The following is a 20,284-nucleotide window of genomic DNA, read 5'->3' on the forward strand; positions in this document are numbered from 1 at the left end:
CTGAACCTGAACCTGAACCTGAACCTGAACCTGAACCTGAACCTGAACCTGAACCTGAACCTGAACCTGAACCTGAACCTGAACCTGAACCTGAACCTGAACCTGAACCTGTTAAGCAAAACCCAGATAGTAACTTGATGGTGTTTGATGCAGAAGCTGGGCAATTGATTGGATTGGAGGTTTCTGCGCAAGTAGAAATCACTCAGTCGAGTATTACAGATTCTGAAGACGTTCTGATTTTTCCTGTCGAGCAGCAGGTTGAAGTACAAGTTCAATTAGAACAGCAGCAGATTGAGCCAAGTTTTGTTGTCGTGTCAGAGCAACATAGTTCTGTTATGGAAGAACCGATTGCAAAAGCACAAGCTGGAGCTCCAGTTGCAACCATCTCATTGGCTCAAGAACCACCAAACAATCTCATGCCACAAGATATTTTAAAGTTACCTGAGCAAGTGTTGGAAGGCGAATGGAGTTTAGAGAAGTGGGAATATTGGTTTAGGACCAGCCAGCTTTCTCCAGCTGTGCAAGAGTTGGCGCAGCACGGCATTATGCAAGGGCAAATTAATGGTGTCTCTGTATTTCATATTCCGCAAGAATATGAAGGGATGTTGTCGCAATTGCAGCATGGCTTAGAAGATGCCTTGAAATCACAATGGTCGAATACGCAATTTGATGTGCAGTATGGTGAGGTGAGTTCAAGTACGCCATTAATTATGCAAAATGCACGTAAGGAAAAAGCCTTTAATCGTGCAGTAGAATTATTGCAGCAAGAACCCACTATTAAAAGTTTAGTCGAAACATTTGATGCGGAACTTCATCAGGTTCAATTAAAACCTTAATATATCTAGGAAAGGTAAAATTTTATCTTTGCCTTTCCTATTTATTCTATAAGTAAATATTGATGCAGTACTTCTCGCATCGCTTGCGGGATAGCGGTACTTTTTCGATTTTCTCTATCTACAAATACATGCACAAAATGTCCTTGCGCAGCAGCATGTTGTTGGTCCTGTTTAAAAATTGCTAACTCATATCTGAGTGATGAATTGCCAATTTTGCCAATCGCAACGCCGACCTCGACGACTTCTGGAAAAGACAATTCCTGTAAGAAGCTACAAGCCGAATCCACTACTAAGCCAATGACTTCACTATTATGAATATCAAATCCTGTTTTTTGGATCAATAAGGAATTGGCCGCCGTATCAAAATAACTATAGTAGGTCACGTTATTGACATGGCCATAAATATCGTTGTCTGCCCAACGAGTTTGGATCGGGAAAAAGAACCTAAATTGTTCTCGTTGTTTTAAAGTCGGTTTGCTCATGCATAAATCGCCTGATAAATCTGTAAAGCGTCTTGTTCTGTCATTTCTCTTGGATTATTTTGCAACAGTCGAGTTTGTAACATGGCATCTTTGGCAAGTTGCGGTAATTTCGACTCAGGGATATCCAAATCTTTTAATTTCAAAGTGAGTCCACTTTGGTCTAAATGATTTTGCATATGGTCAATGAAAAGATCACATAAACCATCGGTACAACCTGTACTGCGCGGATCTAACAGTTGCATTAGCTCGGCATAATGTTGTTTGGCTTTGGGTGCATTAAACTTTAACACTTCAACCAGAACTAAAGCATTGGTATGGCCGTGTGAAAGATGGAAATGTCCACCCAGTGGATAAGCGAGGGCATGTACTGCTGCGACAGGAGCGTTGGCAAATGCTTGACCTGCAAGCATTGAACCGACCAGCATATTTTGGCGAGCTTCTAGATAAGCACCGTTTTTTAATACTTTAGCTAAGTTGTGATTCAATAGTTTCAGTGCATTTTTAGCTAACATATCTGAGTAGAAGTTCTTTTTTATACTTGATGTATAGGCTTCAATTGCATGCACCATCGCATCAATACCTGTTGCAGCAGTGATATGTGCAGGCAGGCCTTGCGTAAAAGTTGCATCTAAAATGGCAACATCAGCATATAAGATTGGCGAGACCACTCCCATTTTGGTGGTTGCACCTGTGGTGACTATCGATATAGGCGTAACTTCCGAGCCTGTTCCAGCTGTGGTTGGGATAAGAATGAGTGGCAAGCGAGGTGCTTTGGCTTGGTTTACCCCGTATATTTCACTTAAGTTTTGTTGTTGTTCTGAATGGGCGAGTAGCGCGATGATTTTGGCAACATCCATTGAGCTACCGCCACCAAAACCGATGATCACATCTATCTTTTCTTGTTTCGCAAAATCAACGGCTTCCAACACAATGTGTTCAGGGGGATCGGCTTGAATATCCGAGTAAATAATGCTGTTGAGATTGATCTCTTCTAAAATCTTTAAGATGGGCTGATGTAGTTGATGCTGAATCATTCCTGCATCTGTCACGATAAGTGCCTTATGATAGTTTTTTTGTGTTAAAACATTTTTAAGTTCTTGTATCGAACCTAGCCCCGCAATGATGTTAGGGACAGTTTGAAATTGAAACGGGTTCATACATACATCCTTATTTTTTCATAATAAATACAACATTTTTATATCAAGTGACTATAAGTTTCACTGTCTCAATAAATTAGCATAAGACGCTATTAAAAAGTGTAGCTTTGAGGTGATTATGCAGTCCAAAATGCTCTATATGCCGTTGCTTAAGACTATACAAAACTGTTTAGAAGTTGAGGTCACTCTAATTTAAGAACTCGTTATCCTATTTAGGGTACACAAGTTTTTTTAATGACTCATGAGAAGATGGGCTTTTTGCCATTTTGTGGTAGATTGTTTTTTTTAGAGGAGATTAACAATGAATAAATTTATTGGAGGGTCTTTGGATGAGACAGATTTCCATATTGAAAATTTTGAAGATGAAACATTTCATTTAACGAATATAGATACATTGCAACAAGAAAAATATTTGAAAATAAAGATACATACGAATGGTTTAGCTTACACATTCTGGGTGTATGAGGGACTAGATGAAAGCCTTAAAGCGCAAAGGATAACAGCATATCTCGGTAATGCTTAGGTTCAAATTTCATTCCTGAAAAATAGTTTCTGACTTTATGTGTTAAGCTGCGATTCATAATTATATGGATTATTAAGATGCACATTTGTATTGGTGGTGATTTAGATGGTGAAGTGGTTGCTAGCCGCGAAAACACTTTTTTTGATGCAAGCGTAATAGATCCTAGCAAAACATCGACTTATAATCGACAAACTTACATTGTGGGTGAAGATACTTATCATTTTTGGCTTTGCGCTGAATTGCCATATTTTGAAACTACAAAGATCGCTAACCAACATCTAGCGAAAAAACATGTATATCTTTCTTAATTTAAAACTTTGAAGACTGAGCTCACCGAATGATGGGCTTTTTTGTTGTCTTGTTATTTTCATAATAGTTTGCTTTTATGGTTGTTCAGATTAATAGGAACTCATCATGAAAGAAGCAATAGAACAATATCGCCAAGAACGAGCAACATTAGAAAATGAGATTTCAGATTTCCTTGAGAAGAAATTTGCAGAATTCAAAGACAAGACTGGAGCAGAAGTCATTCATCTTGAAGTAGAGTTTGATTCAACTGATGATGAAGATGCAGAGTTCTTTATTTCTAGTGTGTTTATTGGAACTGATCTTTAATCAAATCAAGAAATTAAAACCTCCTTCGGGAGGTTTTTTGTTATTGGGTATTTACTTTATTTGTGAAGTAAAAATACTCCAAAATGTAGATATCATTAATAGTCGAGAAGTGGGGTTATGATTTTATTGAATAATCATAAGTTTTTGTTTTTAATATTTAATTTGAAATAATTGTGAAGAAATAATAAAATATACACTTGTCTTTATTTGTTTTATGTTGAGTGTTTTTTGTGAAAAAAATAGTAATTCTTCTTATAAGTACGGTAATTTGTGGTTCGGTGTATAGTGCAGATGATATCTTCAGCAAAGATAAATCACTTTTAATTCTAAATAATGAAGAGCATCACAAAGAGATCCAAAGTGGTGAGCAATTTGATTTCTTTGAGTCGATGAAGCAACAAGAACAAGATCGTATTAATCAACGCAATTATGAATTAGAGCAAGCGCAGGTAGCGCAACAGCATACATCCAATATGAGTCCTTATGATCGATCTCAATATTATCTGGAACATAGACATTTCGATGCTTTGAATGCACAAGGACATGAGCAACAGTTCAACTCAATTTTAAAGGCAAAAAATAGAGGTTTAATGTCTGAAAAAGACTACCAGCAAAGAATTGCCAAGCATAACCCAGTGCCATTGGATCAGAGAAGTAATCAACTTAAATTTTCAATCCCAATTGGAGAATAAGATCGTTAGTTAATGGCTAAAGCCTATCGAAAGATGGGCTTTGTATTTTATGGCAAAAATTTTCCCATTATTGGTATTGCTGATTAATTTGCTTGTTGGAGTAAGAATGGGGGCAGTTTCAGGTGGGCTTGTTCGCTGCCGTGCTGTAGAGCGTGAACTGTTCTTAAAAAAAGTAATTTATCAATGCAGGCGCTCGGTGATTCCATTATTTATTAGCACCTGAGGTTGTACAGGGCATATGATTAACAACAATATCCATGTCGGTATATGCGTAAAAGCTCTCTAAGGAGAGCTTTTACAAACATTCATCAGTCTTAAAAAATTGCTTAACTATTCTTCTCTATTCAATGAATTAAGAATATCTATTCTTTTAGGTCACTTTTCCGCCTTGTTCAATTTTTTCTGCAGCTTTCCAACTTGGTAGTAAACTTAAACGCTCTACATAACTTTGAATGTGTGGGAAATTTTTACCTTGTGCCATATTATGAATTAGGGCATGAAGTCCAAATCCCATCATAAAGTCTGCACCTGTCAAACGATTGTCCACCAAGTATTCTTTATCTTTTAGATAATTATTTAAATAACCAAAAACCTTATCAAATTCAACTTGGGTGTAGTTTTCTAGAAATACCAATTGCGTACCATGTTTAGTTTCTATTGCATTAAAAGTTTTCAATAAAAAAGGCAACATGGCAGAGCTTTCCGCGAAATGAATCCATTGCAAGTAATCTGCGTAAGTTGGATCATTGATGTCAGGTGCCAAAGAGGGTGCAAACTTCTGAATTAACAACTCTACAATTGCTCCAGACTCAGCAATGATTTTACCTTGAAATTCAATCAAAGGAGATTTACCTAAGGGGTGAATCTCCTTTAAGGACTCAGGTGCCAAATGCGTTTTTAAATCTCTGTAATAGCGTTGCAACTGATACGGTTGTTTGATTTCCTCGAGTAACCACAAAATTCGAAAAGAGCGTGATTGGTCTAAATGAAATAATGTAATCATAATTAATCCTGTGTTTAAATTTTTATGGGAAAATTACCCAAGTTTTTCGTCATGGTTCGAATGATAGTGAAGTTCTACATATAAATTACAAAAGATCAACTCCGAACTTGGTCTTGAGAGTTATTGCTTTACATTTATTTGAGTGAAAAAACAACAGGAGTGAAAGCTTGCCGTTTTTTACCATGCTACGCTTAATTGCTTTAAAATTTTTAATATATGGATGCAATATGAAATCGTTATTGAAATCTGCCATGGCTGTGGTTTTGTTTGGTTCTTCGGTGTCAGTTAGCATGGCTGCTACCCTCGAAGAGCAGGTCAAAACACTATCCGAAAAGGGATGGCAGATTGGTGTATCTATATTAGATATGGATGATAAATTGATTTCTATTAATGGAGATAAACGCTTTCCATTAGACAGCACGGTAAAAGCACTTGCTTGTGCGAATGTTTTAGCAAAGGTTGATGCTAAAAAACTTAGCTTAGATCATTCAAAAACGATTCAGCAAAAAGACCTCATTACTTATTCGCCAGTCGTCAAAGATTATGTAAATAAAAAACTGACGATCAAACAGGCTTGTGAAATTACAACTGCATATAGTGATAATACGGCAGCAAACTTTGCTATAGAGGCTGGTGGAGGACCTGCAGGTCTAACTTCATTTATGCGCTCAATTGGTGATGAAGTGACAAGATCCGATAGATATGAACCAGATCTTGTCATTAATCCCGAAGGTGATATGCGAGATACAACCAGTCCCAATGCTATGAATGCCAGTATGAAAAAGTTATTGATGGGCAATGTGTTATCTAAAAGCTCAAAAGCGCAATTAAAAGATTGGATGATAGGAAATAAAGTTGCAGACAATATGTTAAGAGCTGCTTTACCTAAAGGGTGGAAAATTGCAGATCGCACAGGCGCCAGTGATTATGGCATCAGAGGTTTAACATCAATGGTATGGTCGGAAAGCCATGCGCCTGTATTTATCAGTATTTATGTGAGAAAAAGTGAAACTTCTCTAGATGAACGCTCAGAAGTAATTAAACTTTTAAGTGATCATATTGTAAAAGAGCATTTGATTAAATAAAGAAGACTATTCTTTAGATCAGTCAGATAGTCCTTATTAGAGGGCTATCTATTTCAATAATTGTTTTTGTGTGAACAGGAGCTGATTCTCAAATAAAAGCATATTTTATCCTGAAAAACGGATAAATAGGTTGTAAATTGAGCGTATGTCATTATTAATCCATATTAAACTTGCTTAATTAGCATAATGAGCCTATAAAGCTAACTCATCGGTGCGGGATGGAGCAGTCTGGTAGCTCGTCGGGCTCATAACCCGAAGGTCGTTGGTTCAAATCCAGCTCCCGCTACCAACCGATTTAATTAATTTTGCTCTTTGATGTATTTAAAGTTGCTATTCTGGAAAGAACAAATAGCAATTGAAATTAGCTTATATAATCCTAAATAAAGCTAAATATTATTAAATTCTAGAAACTCAGTTATCATCTCTTATCTGTCTAGCGTATAGTAAATAAAATCAATCATTTGAGCTCTTTAAAGAGTGATTGTGTGTTAAAAATTATTAATGAATGGCGTGTAGCCAAAGCCAGCAATGGCAATGAAATTTGTGTGCAAATTATCCCACTGAAGCGTCAACAAAATACGTTGGAAGGTTTTAAATGGGTTGAGGTTGGAAAAAAAATACTTTTAGATTCGGGTCTGGAAATTGATTTTAATTTAGATGGAAAAAGTTTCTATACTGATATTAATCAGCTTTATCGATTGATATAAATAATTCACACATTTGTAGTATCTTTTTTAAAAAAGATTAAATGGATCAAGTCATTACTGAAACTTTGATTTGATCTTTAAGTAAAGTATAAAAGGTTTAAAATATGTCTAATACATCTACTGGTACAGTTAAGTGGTTCAACGAAACTAAAGGTTTTGGTTTTATTCAAGCTGATTCAGGTGAAGATTTATTCGCTCATTTCAGCGAAATTCAAAGCAGTGGCTTCAAAGTTTTGAGCGAAGGCCAACGTGTTTCTTATGTGCCTGGACAAGGTAAAAAAGGACCACAAGCAACGCTGATCACTGTTATCTAACTCGTTTAGAACAGTAAAAAAGCCCACTTCTTGTGGGCTTTTTTTTACTCAATTGATCGGACCTTGAGTTCTCACTACGTCTAGCAGCCTTGTATTCGAATATTGACTAAGAAATTAAAAAGCATCAGTTTTATAAAGTGGAATGACTACATTCTTTTTTAGCTTTGGCATAAGCGTTTCAATTAAAATGAGCGTAGATAGTGAAGTCAAAAGCATCAACAAAACTTCTAGAGAATGACTTAATAGAAATAGTATCGTGTAAAACACAGAAAAGCATAGAAGACTGACCAAAAAATTTTTAAAATACAGTGTGATAAATACAGAGTATAAGAGTGAGGAAAAGAATAAATTAAAGTTTTGGTTCATTCCCATCTTGTCAAACACGATTATAACTAGAGAAATAATTATTACAGAAAGAGCAAAAATAAAAAAATTCTTGATGATATTCATTGTTTTTCCTCTAATTCAAGTTGAAAAGAAAATCCCCACCTTTAAGGGCCTCATCTCAAAGGTGGGGATTTGTATGTACACCATTTTTAAAGTAAGCCTATCTATTGGTTTTGTCGTCTAAAATAATCATGGCTAGAATTTTAAACTCAATAAAAATAATGGATTATCGAAATACTGGTGTATGAGAAAATTATAGTTATTCAAAAATCTAACGGTATAATCTTTGGCTTACATGATCATAAGAAATTTCGTACATTTGATTATTATTTGATCAATAAATAATTCAAATTAAAATCTAATATTTATTTATATCAAATGCTTAATTTTAATATCTCTGGAATTCTCAAAAATCCATTAATATTTTTTAACAGAAGTATGGCAGAAGGCATACGTAATGAAGTAAAAAATTAAAATAGTATTAAAAAACAAATGCATGTATTGTATTAGACAGTTTTATTGTAGTCGCTGATCCTATAGACTTTCCACTTTAGCCGGTAGGTTTAGCTTTTCCCTATTATGTAATTTTATAGCTGGAAGTGATCAAAATGGAGTTCGTGAGAGTTTTATACGCAAGCAAGGCCACCAATATCTATCCAGATCTTAAACAGGATTTGATAAAAATCTTGGATACAGCTGTAGATTTCAATTCTCGAAATGAAATTACAGGCGTTCTTTACTATGGGCATGGATACTTTGTTCAGTGTTTAGAAGGGCGTAAGAGTAAAATTGACGAGCTTTTCTATGAAAAAATTTTAAAAGATGATCGTCATAAAAACTGCGAAATTTTATTTTATGAAAAATGTGATTTTGGACTTTTTAAACATTGGAACATGAAGTTTGCGCCAATTAATAAAAGATTAGGGGATTTCTTCTTAGAAAACCATAGAGATGATTTTAATCCTTTCTTACTTACTACAAATTCAATCCCATCATTCATTGAGCTTCTAGCTTCAGAGTATGCGACAGAGCCATATGTTTTTGAAGTAAATGACTAGTATCCAATTTTAACCATGCATCGTACATAAGAGAAGAAAATGAAGATTCAATTGTGCTATGCAAGTTCACGACAAGGTCTTGCTGACGATCTGATTGATGATCTAAGCAATATCCTGACTGTAGCAAGAGACTTTAATTCCAAGAATGCTGTATTTGGAGTTTTGTATTATGCAAATAATGCATTCTTCCAATGTTTAGAAGGGGAAGACTTTATTGTTTTACCTTTATTCCAAAGTATCAAAAAAGACGCTAGACATAACAGTATTATTGAATTTGAAGTTAAAAAAATTCAGAAATATAGTTTTAAAAACTGGTCTATGAAGTATGTTCAAAAAAGCTCGAAAGTCGATATTTTCTTTAATCGGTTAGGCTGTGAAGAATTTATCCCATCTGTTTTGAATGATCAAAATTTGAATGGATTGCTTGAAGCATTATTGAATGAAAATCAAACTCGGGTTCGTAAAAGAGTGGGTCTAAATCAAAGAGGTATTCACCCATATCTTTGAAAAAATTGATTGAAGCTATGAGAGGATAGATTTTAGGTAAATGTGTATTGTTTAAGTGGTTCAGGAATATCTAATTTTACCTATAGAGTTAATTTCAATGACCTTGTAAAGCTTGTTCTTATAATGAATTACTTTATTGACGTAGGCATTGTCTAGCTCATCCCATATATCAAAGTTAAAAAACTCGGCTGTTTCAGCATAAATCCATAGCCAATTTGAGACTCTATTCTTGTGGGTTGACTCGTACACGGAGTCTTGAACTTTTTGGAGCTTATGTAACTTTAAGTCTTCATCCTGAAGAACCACTGCATTAATCTTCAAAAAAATGCCTCTTAAAAAAGATAGGTAGTGGTAATTTTATACAATTCGAGGATAGAGTCACATTTCAGAATGTAAAATAATTTTTAAGATAAATTAGAAGATGTAACTGTCTATATCGAATTCTTATTTAAGCGCAGCTTTGTTCTGTAGGTCTATAATTTGAAAGATCTTAATTTTTAGGAATCTCATATTTCCTCGGTTTTCTTACATTTAAGCTTTGTATGCCTAAACTTTAAAATTAAGTTTCTTTATCAATCTGATTGTTCAGTAAGGTTTCTTACAACGGTTGTGCCTGGTACACATTGTTAATTCCAAAAAAGTACATATTCATACAGAATATTCAAAAGAGACAAACACTATTTCCTTTCAAATCAAAGCAATTTTTGACAAAATAGCTGATGTCAGAAAGGTCAATTCAGGCATAATGACATTTAATCATTTTGCGTTTATTTTGCAGGAATTTTGCATGCAATATTTTAATCTCCTTATAAAACAAAATATTGGGACTTTTCTCTGATGACAGCACAATATAAGGTGTTATGTGTCTGTTTAGGGAATATTTGCCGTTCTCCAACTGCGGAAGCGATTCTCAGACATTATTGTGATGCACATGGCCTAAATGTCATAGTCGACTCTGCTGGAACAAGCAATTACCATCCGAATAAAGCACCTGATACACGCAGTCAGGCGCATGCGGTAAAACGTGGTTATGATTTATCTGCGTTACGAGCCAGACAGATTGTTTTAGCAGACTTCGTTGAATTCGATTTGATTTTAGCAATGGATCATGAAAACTTCGATGATATTCAAACACTCATGTCAAAGGCTGTGCAACAGTTTGGTAGACATCAGATTCGCGCCAAGTTGGCATTGATGAGTGAACATGATCCGCAGTTTAGTCAACAAGCTGTACCAGATCCTTATTATGGTGGTGCAGATGGATTTGATCGAGTACTCGATCAGTGTGAATCCAGCAGCCAAGCATGGGTCGATATTTTTAAAAAGCAAATGAAAGCAGGGCAATAGGATTTAATTTAATATGCAGCTAAAAGCGCAGGTTCAGCTTAAAAACTTAAATACATTAAATTTGAATGCGATTGCTTCACATTATGTGCAAATCAATCATCCAGATGAGGTGATTGCGGCATTAGCATTTGCGGAACAGCAGCATTTAAACGTTTTGGTGCTCTCGGGTGGCAGTAATGTTTTATTGCCGCAGCAAGTACAAGCCTTGGTAATGCATTTAAATATTCAGGGCATTGAAGTCCTTTCTGAAGATGAAAATACCATTACAGTTAAAGTGGGTGCTGGGCAAGTATGGCATGACTTTGTTTTGTATAGTACGCAACAGCAATGGTTTGGATTGCAAAATCTTGCTTTGATACCGGGGCTAGTCGGTGCTTCACCTGTACAGAATATTGGTGCTTATGGCGTTGAAGCGGGTGAGTTTATTGAATCGGTACAAGTTTATGATCGTGAACTAAAACAGTTTGATTCGATCTCTGCTCAAGATTGCCATTTTGCTTATCGCCATAGTATTTTCAAAGATCATCCCAATCGTTACATCATTGTCAGTGTGACTTTTAAACTATTGAAACAAGCTGAGCTTAAACTGAATTATGGCGATCTTAAGCAAGCAGTAGGCGATACACTGACCGCAGAGAACTTACAAAATCAGGTGATACAGATTCGCCAAAGTAAATTGCCAGACCCAAAAGAATTCCCAAATGTTGGAAGCTTTTTTAAGAATCCAATTTTGGCACAAGTTGAATTTGATAAAATTACTCAACAATTTCCAAACATTCCGCATTATCCGCAGGCAAATAGCAGTGTTAAAGTGGCTGCAGGCTGGTTAATTGATCAAGCAGGTTGGAAGGGTAAGCAATTAGGTTCGGTTGGAATGTTTCATAAGCAAGCTTTGGTTTTGGTGAATTATGCTGAGGCGACTCTAGCGGATGTGCAAAATACCTATCAGGCTGTACAAAGTGATGTAAAACAAAAGTTTAGTATTCTATTGGAACCTGAACCTGTGTTATACAGTGAACAAGGTTTGATTCAAGCGCATAGTGGGTGAAGAAATCTATGGCGAAAGTACATTGGATGGTCAGTTTAGTACGGGTAATTACCATATTATTCGTGCTATTAGGCTGTTTTGTACTTTTTTTATATTCACCTTTTTACTCACAGTTTGTTGTAAAAGGTTTGAATCGTTTTGTTCCTGTCGATGTCAATGAAGTGGCGGCACAAAGTCAACGACCTGCAGCCTTAAGTGAACATGAAACGCTTGAACCAGGTTCTAATTTGTGGATTGCTCGTCAGGCCTATTTGAAGCTTATGGAAAAAACCTTTCAATCTGAAAAATCAGAGGATTTAAGGTTAATTCAAGCGCGTTATAAATTGCTGCAAGAATTGATTGCTGAAGAGCAAGAAAAAGAAAACCAAGATGAGAAAAAGCAACCGAATATTCCATTAATGAGTGAACAGCAGCCTGTTCAAGATCAGGAGAGTTCTGCAGTTGTGATCAATACGCCATTGGATTTTTTACAATGGAATACACCTGATAATCAGGCACTCATGGGGAAATATATTGCCTTTTTAGAAACTTATCCGATTGCATTGCCTGTGAGCGAGGATGACAAAGATCAGACCAATAAAGACTTGATTGAACTCAAAAAAAACAAAGATAGTGCGGCCGAGCAACAAAGTATTTCGCAGCCGAATGCAATTGTTGTATTGGGTGGCGGGTTGACGCTTGGGGCAAATGGTAAAGATATTGTGGTGAATAACTACACTCGCTTGCGCTTGGAAAAAACATTACAAGTCGAGAAGAAATATGCATTACCAATTGTACTGAGTGGTGTTGAAGCACCTTATATGCAAGCATGGTTAAAAGAACGTGGTGTTGAAGCGAAGCTACTTGAGAATCGCAGTATGAATACTTGTGAAAACTCTCGATTCAGTTCTTTATTGCTGCAAAAGAAAGGCGGTGCACCAACAGTAATCCTCATTACTGATGAATACCACATGCCTCGTACTCGTCGTTTGTTTGCCTTGAATGGAATTGAAACGATTCCTGTGGTTGCTCCGATGCCAACAACGTTAACTCAATGGCGTCCAAGTGAACAAAACTATGATCATAGCCGCCGTGCGAACTATGAAATGCTGGCAACGATACGTGATATGTTATTTGGCTCAAGTGATTGTCGAGAGATACCATAATGTCCGATCTTCCATTTTTAAATCCGACAATTTTAAAACAACTGGATTTACCTGTACCCAATCGAGAGACAACGCCACAGGTGCTTGAACCTTTGGATTTATCTGGTGTCACTGAAATCTCGAAACCATTACAAGCCTATCGTAAATTATATGGTTTACATTTATTGGATTGTGAACATTGGCAGGGTTATGTAGAAATGCCATTGTTTCGCTTACATGTCCAAGTATTTCAGCCCAAACAACAAAAAATCCAAGGTACAGTGTGTTTGTTACATGGCTATTTGGAACATAGTGGCATTTACCAGCCGATTATTAAAGAAATCCTAGATCAAGGCTTTAGCATCGTCACTTACGATTTGCCTGGGCATGGTTTAAGCAATGGTTCACCAGCCAGCATTCAGAATTTTGATCACTATCAGCAAGTGTTACATGCAGTTTATGATGCCGTGCGTGGTGCGAAACAATTACCAAAGCCGTGGTTAGGGATTGGGCAGAGTACGGGCGGTGCAATTTGGATGCATCACTTACTTGAATATGCAGAGCGCAGAGAAGATCCTATTGTTGACCGTGTATTATTGTTGTCGCCATTGATCCGGCCTGCAAAAACGGCATGGTGGCACAACTCGGTTGGGCTAGGTATTATCCGCCGGATCAAAAGCCAAGTACCACGGCATTTCCGTCGTAATAACCATAATCCAGAGTTTCTACGTTTTGTTCGTTTAAAAGATCCTTTACAACCTCGTATGATGGGCATGGATTGGATTCTGGCCATGTCAAAATGGATGCTGGAAATGGAACAACGACCTGCATGTCGTATTCCTGTCTGGCTCGCACAAGGTGCTTTAGATCAAACCGTAGATTGGCGTTATAACATTGAATATATTCGCCGTAAGTTTAGATTGCAGACTTTATTGATGTTGGAAGAAGGCTCACATCAATTAATTAATGAACGTGCAGATATTCGTGCTGCACTGACAGGGCTTATTCCTGCTTTCCTGCATGCAAAACCAAATCACCATTACTATTAATTGTACTTTTTTCGTTATTATTTAAATGATAGAATTTCTCATATCTTAAAAAAATATCAATAAATTAGATGTTTGGGGTAATAATGAAAATAGGTACATTAAGGGGTTTTTGTGTCTTTATTTTGTTATGTTTTTCTTTTCCTGTTTTCGCACAAGAGTTATATAAGTGCGTAACCAGTCAGGGAACAACATATCAAAGTAGACCATGTGCAACAAAGATAGCACAAAGGACAGCATGCACAGGCTCAGTTGCGGACGGCTTTTCGGGTGATTGCCGTTCTATGGAACAGCAAAGGCAGCAAGGAATGTCTTATGAAAAAAATGCTTATACACAGGATTTAGCAAATAATAAAACCAGAACAGAAACGAGACAATCCGAGTTTCAACGAGCAATTGTTGAATTCCCTGAATGTAAACAGCGCATTATGGCTTTGCAAAGATTTGCTCGTTATTCTGATCGTCGCTCTCAGTTAGTTGAAAATAACAGTCGATTTTATGCCGCAAGAGTTTGTACGGATGATGGCAGCGTATATGTGAGTTGTAATGCAGCCACCAATACATTGTTGACTCAGACCAGTCCGACTTGCCCATTGAAAAGGTAGAAGTTTTTTAAAGACATACATTGATAAATATTAAAAAATGGTAATTAGTCGTGAAAGCAGCATTTATTGTAATTGGGGTTATTTTTGCAACTTTTTTCTTGTTAAATCGTTGTTCTCATCGCGATGCAACATCAGATCAGTCCATTAATCATAATCCAATTGAACAAAGACAACAGGCTTTAGATCAAATCTCTTTATTGCAGCCGTTAAAGCAACACTTGCCCAAGGATTATGAAACGCTACAGCAAACCGCGAATGCTTCAGTACAGCCAGAAGAAATGCTTGCTGCTGTAAGTAGCACATTGTGGTGGAAATTACGTGATATTGTCGAAAAACAAGCGGATGATGAAGGGCAAAGGTTATGGACAAAAGCTTATTTACAACAGCTTTATGATGCCAAACGTAAAGGAAATTGTTTTCCAATTGCTTTCCCTCTCTATGGTAAAACCAGTATAGATGAGCGAAAGGCATTACTGAGTTCAGCTACACAGCAGCGAACTGTAGCGGCATTAACATATATTCTAACACATCAAGGAGCTCATTCTTCCGTTGATCGTATGCAAGCTCCACAGGCATGGGGACAGATTGCTGATAAATTACGTCAAGATTACGGTCAAGATGCTGACTTACTCAATGCTGGGGAAACAGCACAAGACAAGAATAAACAGTGTGAGGTGGTCATACGGACTTTTGAATATATTTTGTCTCTCCCCCCAGAAGAACAAGCTCCTGTGATTCGTTGGATGTTAAATAGGCATATTTCAGTGAGTGTTTTTTAAATGAAGGTTTTGATAAAAAAATGTATGTAAATTTAAAAAACCAATTGGTTAAGTTCACACTTCTATTATTCATGATGTTTAGCTTGGCTGCGTGTGGAAAAGTAGCCCATGAGCCTAAAGTTGGTGAATACGGGGAAAGTTTAGTTAATTCCGTTCTTTTAACCTCAAGTGAAATTGATGCATTGAATAAAGCTGTTATTGAAAAGCCAAAGGACACTTTTAAAAGGCCGAACATAGGTATTAGTTTTCAAGCAGATCACAGCAAAAATCCATATCGTTTTGTTATTGTTGCAAAAGGAGTGACCCAGCAACAGGGTAAAGTCGAGTTAAAATGGATTGGAGGTGTGCAGAGCGAGTCTTCTAATGGCTACCATCCTGAGGTTTTTCAAAGTGATGATAAACACTCCTATGATTTAAATGAACCTCTATTATTGGTCGTTAGTTCCGATCCATTCTCGGTAAATGAACAAAATAACGGCATGATCTATAGTATTCATGCGGAACTGATGGAAGCTTCAAACATTCAGTTTAAGTCCGTTGAGGTTCAGGTCTGGCAGGGTAAAGGCTCGCAATATAATTGGACCTCTTATCTCAAATTTTTAGTGATTTTAATGGTTGTGATTTTCGGTATTTATCGTCTGGTAAGTCGCTAACTTGTAGATATTAGATGAAAAAAAAGCCACCTTGCGGTGGCTTTTTTTTTTCATTAAAACTGATTGGCATCCGCCATTTTCCACATACGATAGTAGAAATTCTCGTCATCATTTAAATCGCTATGCAGCAATTCATTTTCTTTTAAGAAGAAGTGGATCTGTGCATAGTTTTTGATTTCACGATCATTCATACGCTGTGCCAAATGATGTGCTTTGATGTCGGATGGATGATGCAAACCTGCAGCAGCAATCATTTCAGATAAGGCGTGCAGCGTATTTTTGTGGAAATTAAACACGCGTTCTGCTTTGCTTGGAACATCAATCGCTTTTTGACGATCTTTATCTTGTGTCGCAACACCAACAGGGCATTGGTTGGTATGACAGCTTTGGGCTTGGATACAACCTACCGCAAACATAAAGCCGCGTGCGGAATTGACCCAATCCGCACCTAAGGCAAAGGTGCTGGCAATATCAAAGGCACTGATCATTTTACCGCTGGCACCAATTTTGACTTGATTGCGAAGCCCTGCACCCACCAATGTATTGTGCACAAAGCGTAAACCTTCTCTGAGTGGTGTACCAATATAGTCACTAAACTCGATTGGTGCTGCGCCAGTTCCGCCTTCTGAACCATCAACCACCACAAAGTCAGGCACAATTTTGGTTTCGAGCATGGCTTTGACAATACTCATAAATTGCCATGGTTGGCCAATACATAATTTAAAACCAACAGGTTTACCGCCTGAAAGCTCTCTGAGTTTTTGGATGAAATGCATCATTTCAATTGGGGTGTTAAAACTAGGGTGCTTAGAAGGGGAAACACAGTCATGATCTCTAGAAATACCACGAATACGGGCAATTTCTTCAGTGATTTTATGCTTAGGTAAAATACCGCCGTGACCTGGTTTTGCACCTTGAGAGAGCTTGACCTCAATCATTTTAATATTCGGATTTTTGGCTTGCTGTGCAAACTTTTCTGGATCAAATAAGCCTTCAGCGGTACGGCAACCAAAATAACCACTGGCAATTTGCCAGACAATATCGCCACCATGCTCTAAATGGTAGGGGCTTAGACTACCTTCACCTGTATCGTGGTAGAAGTTGCCTAAATGCGCGCCTTTATTAAGAGCTCGGATTGCGTTAGCACTCAGGCTACCAAAACTCATGGCGGAGATATTCATGATCGATGCACTATAAGGCTGGCTACATTGCGCATTACCAATCAGCACACGGAAAGATTCTGGGTTTGCAGGTGGGCAAGGGGCAATTGAATGCACAATAAAGCGATAGTTTGGATCATAGACATCTATAATTGAACCGAACGGTTTATCTGCATTTTCATTTTTTGCACGTTGATAAACAAGGCTGCGTTGCATACGTGAAAAAGGCAGGGCATCTTGATCTGATTCTATGAAATATTGACGAATTTCAGGGCGAACATCTTCAAAAAGAAAACGAAAATGTCCCAAAATTGGATAGTTTCTTAAGATGGCATGTTTCTTTTGCAGTAAATCGCGTAAACCAACAATGCTGAGTAATCCAGTGACTAACCAAAGACCGTTTAAAAGCGTATCGGATATAAAATAATAAATGGTATGTGGGGTATAGGTAAATTTAAACCAAGTAATGGTTAAAGCAGTAAAAATACAAAGAAACCAAACAGAATGTCTTGAAAAGAAAGTGTTAAGTAATTTATGTCTTATAGCTTGCGCTGGACTAGCCATCGGCAGGAGATTCCCATAATGAAGCAACTGACAAACGATGCCAAGAAGCTCACGCAAGCTCAAGTAATGAATTGTTAGATATGAGAATTATTCTCTTATAAGCCAGCTTATTTGATTCTTTATTAGAAAGTAACTTTCCTATTTACAGCGGAAGATTTACTTGAATCCATGTTCCTAACACGATTACTATCTTGAATATTGGTAACTTTCATAAATATAGATGCGTTCTATTCGAAAAGAAATTGGCTACATGCAGGTTTTGGGACTTAAAAATGAATAAAAAAGGTTCATCAATTACTCGGGTTTTAGACATTATTGAGGCAATTTCAACTGCAAAACATCCACCATCACCTTTAGACCTTTCAGTAGAGTTGGATATCCCAAAGCCAAGTATCCATCGTTTATTGCAAACTTTAGAACAAGAAAAGTTTGTGAAGACGGATATGTATGGTGGTTATATTTTAGGTGATCGCACCTATAAGCTGCTGATGAATGCTTGGGAGCAGGAACCTCGAAAGATGGAACGCTTAGCAATCCTGCAAAAACTATCTGATCAGATTAATGAAACCTGTGGTATTGCGATACTCAGTGATAATCAAATGCTCTACACCGACAGGGTTCAGGCGAATTGGCCGCTACAGGTGTATTTACCCGTTGGTGCGACAGTACCTTTGTGGTGTACTTCGAGTGGAAAACTGTTTTTAAGTTTTCAGCCTGTGAATCGTAGGAAAAATATATTAGAACATCTCCCGATTGTGCAACTCACCAAAAATACCATTACCAATCCAGTATTACTTGAAGAAAATCTAGAGCAAATTTTTTTGAATAAACTTGGAACGGATAATGAAGAGTTTATTTCGGGTATGGTGGCGTGTTCAGTCCCGATTCAAAGAGCAGGTACCATTGTCGCATGCCTATATGTGCATGCACCCACAATAAGAAAGTCTCTTGAAGATCTAGTGGCTTATGAGCCTTTGTTACGTCAGGCGGCAAGTGATTTAAATAAACTGATCGATGTATAAAAAGAGTGAGCTGAATGCTCACTCTTTTCTAGTGAGTAAATAAATTAGTTGAGTGTCGGCATTGAAAATTGAGCGCCTTCACGAACATTGGTACTCGGCCAGCGTTGAGTAATGGTTTTACGACGCGTATAGAAACGGGCGCCATCTGGTCCGTAGGCATGTAAATCGCCAAACAGTGAACGCTTCCAACCGCCAAAACTATGGTAAGCGACAGGCACTGGGAGTGGGATATTGATGCCGACCATTCCCACTTTAATATTATCGCTAAAATAGCGTGCGGCTTCACCATCACGAGTATAGATACAGGTGCCATTTCCATATTCATGATTGTCGATCAGGTCCATTGCCTCCTGCATGGTTTTTACACGGATGACTTGCAGTACGGGACCAAAGATTTCTTCTTTATAGCTGGTCATATTTGGTGTTACTTGATCAATCAGCGTTGCACCGACATAAAAACCATTTTCATAGCCTTCAGGAGCAGCATTTCGACCATCGACAATCACGCTGGCGCCTTGTTGTTCTGCACTATCAATATAGTTGACTACTTTGGCTTTATGTTGCGCCGTAATCACTGGACCAAAATCATTGTCTTTATTGGAATATGGACCATATTTGAGCAAATCGATTTCTTTGGATAATTTTGCAATCATTTGATCGGCAATGTCATCACCTACCGCGACTGCGACTGAAAGTGCCATGCAGCGTTCGCCAGATGAACCAAATGCTGCACCTAATAAAGAGCTGACTACATTATCTAAATCTGCATCAGGCATGACAATGGCATGGTTTTTTGCGCCCCCCAGTGCCTGACAGCGTTTACCTGCCGCAGTCGCGGTTTTATAGATATATTCTGCAATGGGTGTAGAACCGACAAAGCTAACGGCTTGAACACGTGGATCATGCAGCAAGGTATCAACTGCTTCTTTGTCTCCATTCACGACATTCAGTACGCCATCTGGGAGTCCTGCTTCTTTGAGCAGTTGGGCAATAAACAACGTTGATGAAGGATCACGCTCGGAAGGTTTAAGCACGAAAGTGTTTCCACACACAATGGCCATTGGGAACATCCACAATGGAACCATAACTGGAAAGTTAAATGGGGTAATCCCTGCAACAACCCCTAAAGGTTGAAACTCACTCCATGAGTCGATTGCAGGTCCGACATTCTTACTAAATTCACCTTTTAAAAATTCAGGGGCACTACAAGCATACTCAACATTTTCGATGCCACGTTGTAATTCACCTGCGGCATCATGTCCGATTTTGCCATGCTCTTCACCAATCAGCTGGCAGATTTTTTCAGCATTGTTTTCCAGCAATTCCTTAAATTTAAACATGACGCGAGCCCGTTTGATCACTGGGGTATTGCGCCATTCTGGGAAAGCCGCTTCTGCCGCTGCAATTGCTTCCTCCACGGTTGCTTTGCTGGCAAGTGCGACTTCTTTTGTTTGTATCCCTAATGACGGGTTATAGATGGCTTGCGTGCGTGTATGTGCTGTATTGATTGCACCCTGAATAAAATGTCCAATGAGTTCCATGTGAATTTTTCCTCTGTTATAAAAAATGA

The 20,284-nt window shown here is 37.6% G+C and carries 25 protein-coding genes and 1 tRNA gene; 20 read left to right on the plus strand and 6 right to left on the minus strand.

Annotation, left to right across the window (positions count from 1 at the left end):
- On the plus strand, nucleotides 1-836 hold an 836-nt coding region (locus tag GBI66_RS12935), incomplete at its 5' end, for a DNA polymerase III subunit gamma/tau C-terminal domain-containing protein (protein ID WP_308464064.1).
- A gap of 41 nt (nucleotides 837-877) precedes the next feature.
- On the opposite strand, the gene GBI66_RS12940 is transcribed toward GBI66_RS12935, so the two are convergent.
- Both GBI66_RS12940 and GBI66_RS12945 read right to left on the minus strand, forming a co-directional pair.
- A complete protein-coding gene (locus GBI66_RS12940; RefSeq protein WP_151716401.1) occupies nucleotides 878-1,318 on the minus strand; it encodes a thioesterase family protein in 441 nt (146 codons plus the stop codon).
- On the minus strand, nucleotides 1,315-2,475 hold the full coding sequence (locus GBI66_RS12945) for an iron-containing alcohol dehydrogenase (RefSeq protein WP_151716402.1): 1,161 nt from the start codon (nucleotides 2,473-2,475) through the stop codon (nucleotides 1,315-1,317). Before GBI66_RS12945 ends, GBI66_RS12940 begins: the two co-directional genes overlap by 4 nt.
- Before the next feature lie 301 nt (nucleotides 2,476-2,776).
- Between GBI66_RS12945 and GBI66_RS12950 the strand changes: the two genes are divergently transcribed.
- The 5 genes from GBI66_RS12950 (at nucleotide 2,777) to GBI66_RS19475 (ending at nucleotide 4,528) form a co-directional block, all read left to right on the plus strand.
- Complete coding sequence (locus tag GBI66_RS12950) at nucleotides 2,777-2,998, plus strand: hypothetical protein (protein WP_005189167.1); 222 nt, start codon at nucleotides 2,777-2,779, stop codon at nucleotides 2,996-2,998.
- A gap of 77 nt (nucleotides 2,999-3,075) precedes the next feature.
- Nucleotides 3,076-3,306, plus strand: coding sequence for a hypothetical protein (locus tag GBI66_RS12955; protein ID WP_151716403.1), 231 nt, complete (start codon nucleotides 3,076-3,078; stop codon nucleotides 3,304-3,306).
- A 106-nt stretch (nucleotides 3,307-3,412) separates the two neighbouring features.
- Nucleotides 3,413-3,613 (plus strand): hypothetical protein, encoded by a 201-nt coding sequence (locus GBI66_RS12960; protein ID WP_005189164.1) that lies wholly within the window; start codon nucleotides 3,413-3,415, stop codon nucleotides 3,611-3,613.
- A gap of 230 nt (nucleotides 3,614-3,843) precedes the next feature.
- Nucleotides 3,844-4,305 (plus strand): hypothetical protein, encoded by a 462-nt coding sequence (locus tag GBI66_RS12965; protein WP_151716404.1) that lies wholly within the window; start codon nucleotides 3,844-3,846, stop codon nucleotides 4,303-4,305.
- 49 nt (nucleotides 4,306-4,354) lie between these two features.
- A complete protein-coding gene (locus GBI66_RS19475; RefSeq protein WP_159884052.1) occupies nucleotides 4,355-4,528 on the plus strand; it encodes a hypothetical protein in 174 nt (57 codons plus the stop codon).
- Between the two features lie 147 nt (nucleotides 4,529-4,675).
- Here the strand turns inward: GBI66_RS19475 and GBI66_RS12970 are convergent, their stop codons facing one another.
- A complete protein-coding gene (locus tag GBI66_RS12970) occupies nucleotides 4,676-5,308 on the minus strand; it encodes a glutathione S-transferase family protein (protein ID WP_151716405.1) in 633 nt (210 codons plus the stop codon).
- Between the two features lie 227 nt (nucleotides 5,309-5,535).
- On the opposite strand from GBI66_RS12970, the gene bla reads away from it, so the two are divergent.
- The 4 genes from bla (at nucleotide 5,536) to GBI66_RS12990 (ending at nucleotide 7,414) form a co-directional block, all read left to right on the plus strand.
- Entirely contained in the window at nucleotides 5,536-6,393 is an 858-nt protein-coding gene (gene bla, locus GBI66_RS12975; RefSeq protein WP_151716406.1) for a class A beta-lactamase, read from the plus strand.
- A gap of 212 nt (nucleotides 6,394-6,605) precedes the next feature.
- A tRNA-Met gene (locus tag GBI66_RS12980) sits at nucleotides 6,606-6,682 on the plus strand.
- A gap of 196 nt (nucleotides 6,683-6,878) precedes the next feature.
- The gene (locus GBI66_RS12985; RefSeq protein ID WP_005189152.1) at nucleotides 6,879-7,100 is read left to right on the plus strand and encodes a hypothetical protein; all 222 of its coding nucleotides are present in this window, start codon (nucleotides 6,879-6,881) and stop codon (nucleotides 7,098-7,100) included.
- Nucleotides 7,101-7,204: 104 nt separating this feature from the next.
- On the plus strand, nucleotides 7,205-7,414 hold the full coding sequence (locus GBI66_RS12990; protein ID WP_005189149.1) for a cold-shock protein: 210 nt from the start codon (nucleotides 7,205-7,207) through the stop codon (nucleotides 7,412-7,414).
- A gap of 114 nt (nucleotides 7,415-7,528) precedes the next feature.
- Here GBI66_RS12990 and GBI66_RS19750 read toward each other — a convergent pair whose 3' ends face one another.
- Nucleotides 7,529-7,864: a hypothetical protein gene (locus tag GBI66_RS19750; RefSeq protein ID WP_005203261.1), complete on the minus strand. Its 336-nt coding sequence runs from the start codon at nucleotides 7,862-7,864 to the stop codon at nucleotides 7,529-7,531.
- Nucleotides 7,865-8,409: 545 nt separating this feature from the next.
- On the opposite strand from GBI66_RS19750, the gene GBI66_RS13000 reads away from it, so the two are divergent.
- The 9 genes from GBI66_RS13000 (at nucleotide 8,410) to GBI66_RS13045 (ending at nucleotide 15,968) form a co-directional block, all read left to right on the plus strand.
- Nucleotides 8,410-8,859 carry a BLUF domain-containing protein gene (locus tag GBI66_RS13000; protein ID WP_005189145.1) on the plus strand — a complete coding sequence of 150 codons (450 nt, stop codon included), beginning with the start codon at nucleotides 8,410-8,412 and terminating at the stop codon, nucleotides 8,857-8,859.
- A gap of 39 nt (nucleotides 8,860-8,898) precedes the next feature.
- On the plus strand, nucleotides 8,899-9,366 hold the full coding sequence (locus GBI66_RS13005; protein WP_151716407.1) for a BLUF domain-containing protein: 468 nt from the start codon (nucleotides 8,899-8,901) through the stop codon (nucleotides 9,364-9,366).
- Nucleotides 9,367-10,203: 837 nt separating this feature from the next.
- Nucleotides 10,204-10,713 (plus strand): low molecular weight protein-tyrosine-phosphatase, encoded by a 510-nt coding sequence (locus GBI66_RS13015; RefSeq protein ID WP_151716409.1) that lies wholly within the window; start codon nucleotides 10,204-10,206, stop codon nucleotides 10,711-10,713.
- 13 nt (nucleotides 10,714-10,726) lie between these two features.
- Nucleotides 10,727-11,761, plus strand: coding sequence for a UDP-N-acetylmuramate dehydrogenase (gene murB, locus GBI66_RS13020; protein WP_005189129.1), 1,035 nt, complete (start codon nucleotides 10,727-10,729; stop codon nucleotides 11,759-11,761).
- Nucleotides 11,762-11,769: 8 nt separating this feature from the next.
- Nucleotides 11,770-12,906 (plus strand): YdcF family protein, encoded by a 1,137-nt coding sequence (locus tag GBI66_RS13025; RefSeq protein WP_151716410.1) that lies wholly within the window; start codon nucleotides 11,770-11,772, stop codon nucleotides 12,904-12,906.
- Nucleotides 12,906-13,934 carry an alpha/beta hydrolase gene (locus tag GBI66_RS13030; protein WP_151716411.1) on the plus strand — a complete coding sequence of 343 codons (1,029 nt, stop codon included), beginning with the start codon at nucleotides 12,906-12,908 and terminating at the stop codon, nucleotides 13,932-13,934. Before GBI66_RS13025 ends, GBI66_RS13030 begins: the two co-directional genes overlap by 1 nt.
- Before the next feature lie 83 nt (nucleotides 13,935-14,017).
- Nucleotides 14,018-14,536: a DUF4124 domain-containing protein gene (locus tag GBI66_RS13035; RefSeq protein ID WP_151716412.1), complete on the plus strand. Its 519-nt coding sequence runs from the start codon at nucleotides 14,018-14,020 to the stop codon at nucleotides 14,534-14,536.
- 50 nt (nucleotides 14,537-14,586) lie between these two features.
- Nucleotides 14,587-15,315, plus strand: coding sequence for a hypothetical protein (locus GBI66_RS13040; RefSeq protein ID WP_151716413.1), 729 nt, complete (start codon nucleotides 14,587-14,589; stop codon nucleotides 15,313-15,315).
- A 71-nt stretch (nucleotides 15,316-15,386) separates the two neighbouring features.
- The gene (locus GBI66_RS13045) at nucleotides 15,387-15,968 is read left to right on the plus strand and encodes a hypothetical protein (RefSeq protein ID WP_373885793.1); all 582 of its coding nucleotides are present in this window, start codon (nucleotides 15,387-15,389) and stop codon (nucleotides 15,966-15,968) included.
- Between the two features lie 53 nt (nucleotides 15,969-16,021).
- On the opposite strand, the gene GBI66_RS13050 is transcribed toward GBI66_RS13045, so the two are convergent.
- The gene (locus tag GBI66_RS13050; RefSeq protein ID WP_151716414.1) at nucleotides 16,022-17,692 is read right to left on the minus strand and encodes an FMN-binding glutamate synthase family protein; all 1,671 of its coding nucleotides are present in this window, start codon (nucleotides 17,690-17,692) and stop codon (nucleotides 16,022-16,024) included.
- A gap of 272 nt (nucleotides 17,693-17,964) precedes the next feature.
- Here GBI66_RS13050 and GBI66_RS13055 point away from each other — a divergent pair, with 272 nt between their 5' ends.
- On the plus strand, nucleotides 17,965-18,714 hold the full coding sequence (locus GBI66_RS13055) for an IclR family transcriptional regulator (protein ID WP_151716415.1): 750 nt from the start codon (nucleotides 17,965-17,967) through the stop codon (nucleotides 18,712-18,714).
- 44 nt (nucleotides 18,715-18,758) lie between these two features.
- Here GBI66_RS13055 and GBI66_RS13060 read toward each other — a convergent pair whose 3' ends face one another.
- A complete protein-coding gene (locus GBI66_RS13060) occupies nucleotides 18,759-20,255 on the minus strand; it encodes a CoA-acylating methylmalonate-semialdehyde dehydrogenase (protein ID WP_151716416.1) in 1,497 nt (498 codons plus the stop codon).
- Between the last annotated feature and the right edge of the window lie 29 nt (nucleotides 20,256-20,284).

It is taken from the genome of Acinetobacter sp. TUM15071 (assembly GCF_008980925.1).
GTDB lineage: Bacteria > Pseudomonadota > Gammaproteobacteria > Pseudomonadales > Moraxellaceae > Acinetobacter > Acinetobacter dispersus.

What these genes read in the sequence shown, in the direction of transcription:
- GBI66_RS13050 (WP_151716414.1), bottom strand. Translation starts at nt 17,692, where the DNA reads ATGGCTAGTCCAGCGCAAGCTATAAGACATAAATTACTTAACACTTTC.
- GBI66_RS13015 (WP_151716409.1), top strand. Translation starts at nt 10,204, where the DNA reads ATGACAGCACAATATAAGGTGTTATGTGTCTGTTTAGGGAATATTTGC.
- GBI66_RS13045 (WP_373885793.1), top strand. Translation starts at nt 15,387, where the DNA reads ATGATGTTTAGCTTGGCTGCGTGTGGAAAAGTAGCCCATGAGCCTAAA.
- GBI66_RS13000 (WP_005189145.1), top strand. Translation starts at nt 8,410, where the DNA reads ATGGAGTTCGTGAGAGTTTTATACGCAAGCAAGGCCACCAATATCTAT.
- GBI66_RS19750 (WP_005203261.1), bottom strand. Translation starts at nt 7,864, where the DNA reads ATGAATATCATCAAGAATTTTTTTATTTTTGCTCTTTCTGTAATAATT.
- GBI66_RS13060 (WP_151716416.1), bottom strand. Translation starts at nt 20,255, where the DNA reads ATGGAACTCATTGGACATTTTATTCAGGGTGCAATCAATACAGCACAT.
- GBI66_RS13005 (WP_151716407.1), top strand. Translation starts at nt 8,899, where the DNA reads ATGAAGATTCAATTGTGCTATGCAAGTTCACGACAAGGTCTTGCTGAC.
- GBI66_RS12945 (WP_151716402.1), bottom strand. Translation starts at nt 2,475, where the DNA reads ATGAACCCGTTTCAATTTCAAACTGTCCCTAACATCATTGCGGGGCTA.
- GBI66_RS13030 (WP_151716411.1), top strand. Translation starts at nt 12,906, where the DNA reads ATGTCCGATCTTCCATTTTTAAATCCGACAATTTTAAAACAACTGGAT.
- GBI66_RS13025 (WP_151716410.1), top strand. Translation starts at nt 11,770, where the DNA reads ATGGCGAAAGTACATTGGATGGTCAGTTTAGTACGGGTAATTACCATA.
- GBI66_RS13055 (WP_151716415.1), top strand. Translation starts at nt 17,965, where the DNA reads ATGAATAAAAAAGGTTCATCAATTACTCGGGTTTTAGACATTATTGAG.
- bla (WP_151716406.1), top strand. Translation starts at nt 5,536, where the DNA reads ATGAAATCGTTATTGAAATCTGCCATGGCTGTGGTTTTGTTTGGTTCT.
- murB (WP_005189129.1), top strand. Translation starts at nt 10,727, where the DNA reads ATGCAGCTAAAAGCGCAGGTTCAGCTTAAAAACTTAAATACATTAAAT.
- GBI66_RS12940 (WP_151716401.1), bottom strand. Translation starts at nt 1,318, where the DNA reads ATGAGCAAACCGACTTTAAAACAACGAGAACAATTTAGGTTCTTTTTC.
- GBI66_RS12970 (WP_151716405.1), bottom strand. Translation starts at nt 5,308, where the DNA reads ATGATTACATTATTTCATTTAGACCAATCACGCTCTTTTCGAATTTTG.
- GBI66_RS12960 (WP_005189164.1), top strand. Translation starts at nt 3,413, where the DNA reads ATGAAAGAAGCAATAGAACAATATCGCCAAGAACGAGCAACATTAGAA.
- GBI66_RS13035 (WP_151716412.1), top strand. Translation starts at nt 14,018, where the DNA reads ATGAAAATAGGTACATTAAGGGGTTTTTGTGTCTTTATTTTGTTATGT.
- GBI66_RS12950 (WP_005189167.1), top strand. Translation starts at nt 2,777, where the DNA reads ATGAATAAATTTATTGGAGGGTCTTTGGATGAGACAGATTTCCATATT.
- GBI66_RS12955 (WP_151716403.1), top strand. Translation starts at nt 3,076, where the DNA reads ATGCACATTTGTATTGGTGGTGATTTAGATGGTGAAGTGGTTGCTAGC.
- GBI66_RS12990 (WP_005189149.1), top strand. Translation starts at nt 7,205, where the DNA reads ATGTCTAATACATCTACTGGTACAGTTAAGTGGTTCAACGAAACTAAA.
- GBI66_RS19475 (WP_159884052.1), top strand. Translation starts at nt 4,355, where the DNA reads ATGGCAAAAATTTTCCCATTATTGGTATTGCTGATTAATTTGCTTGTT.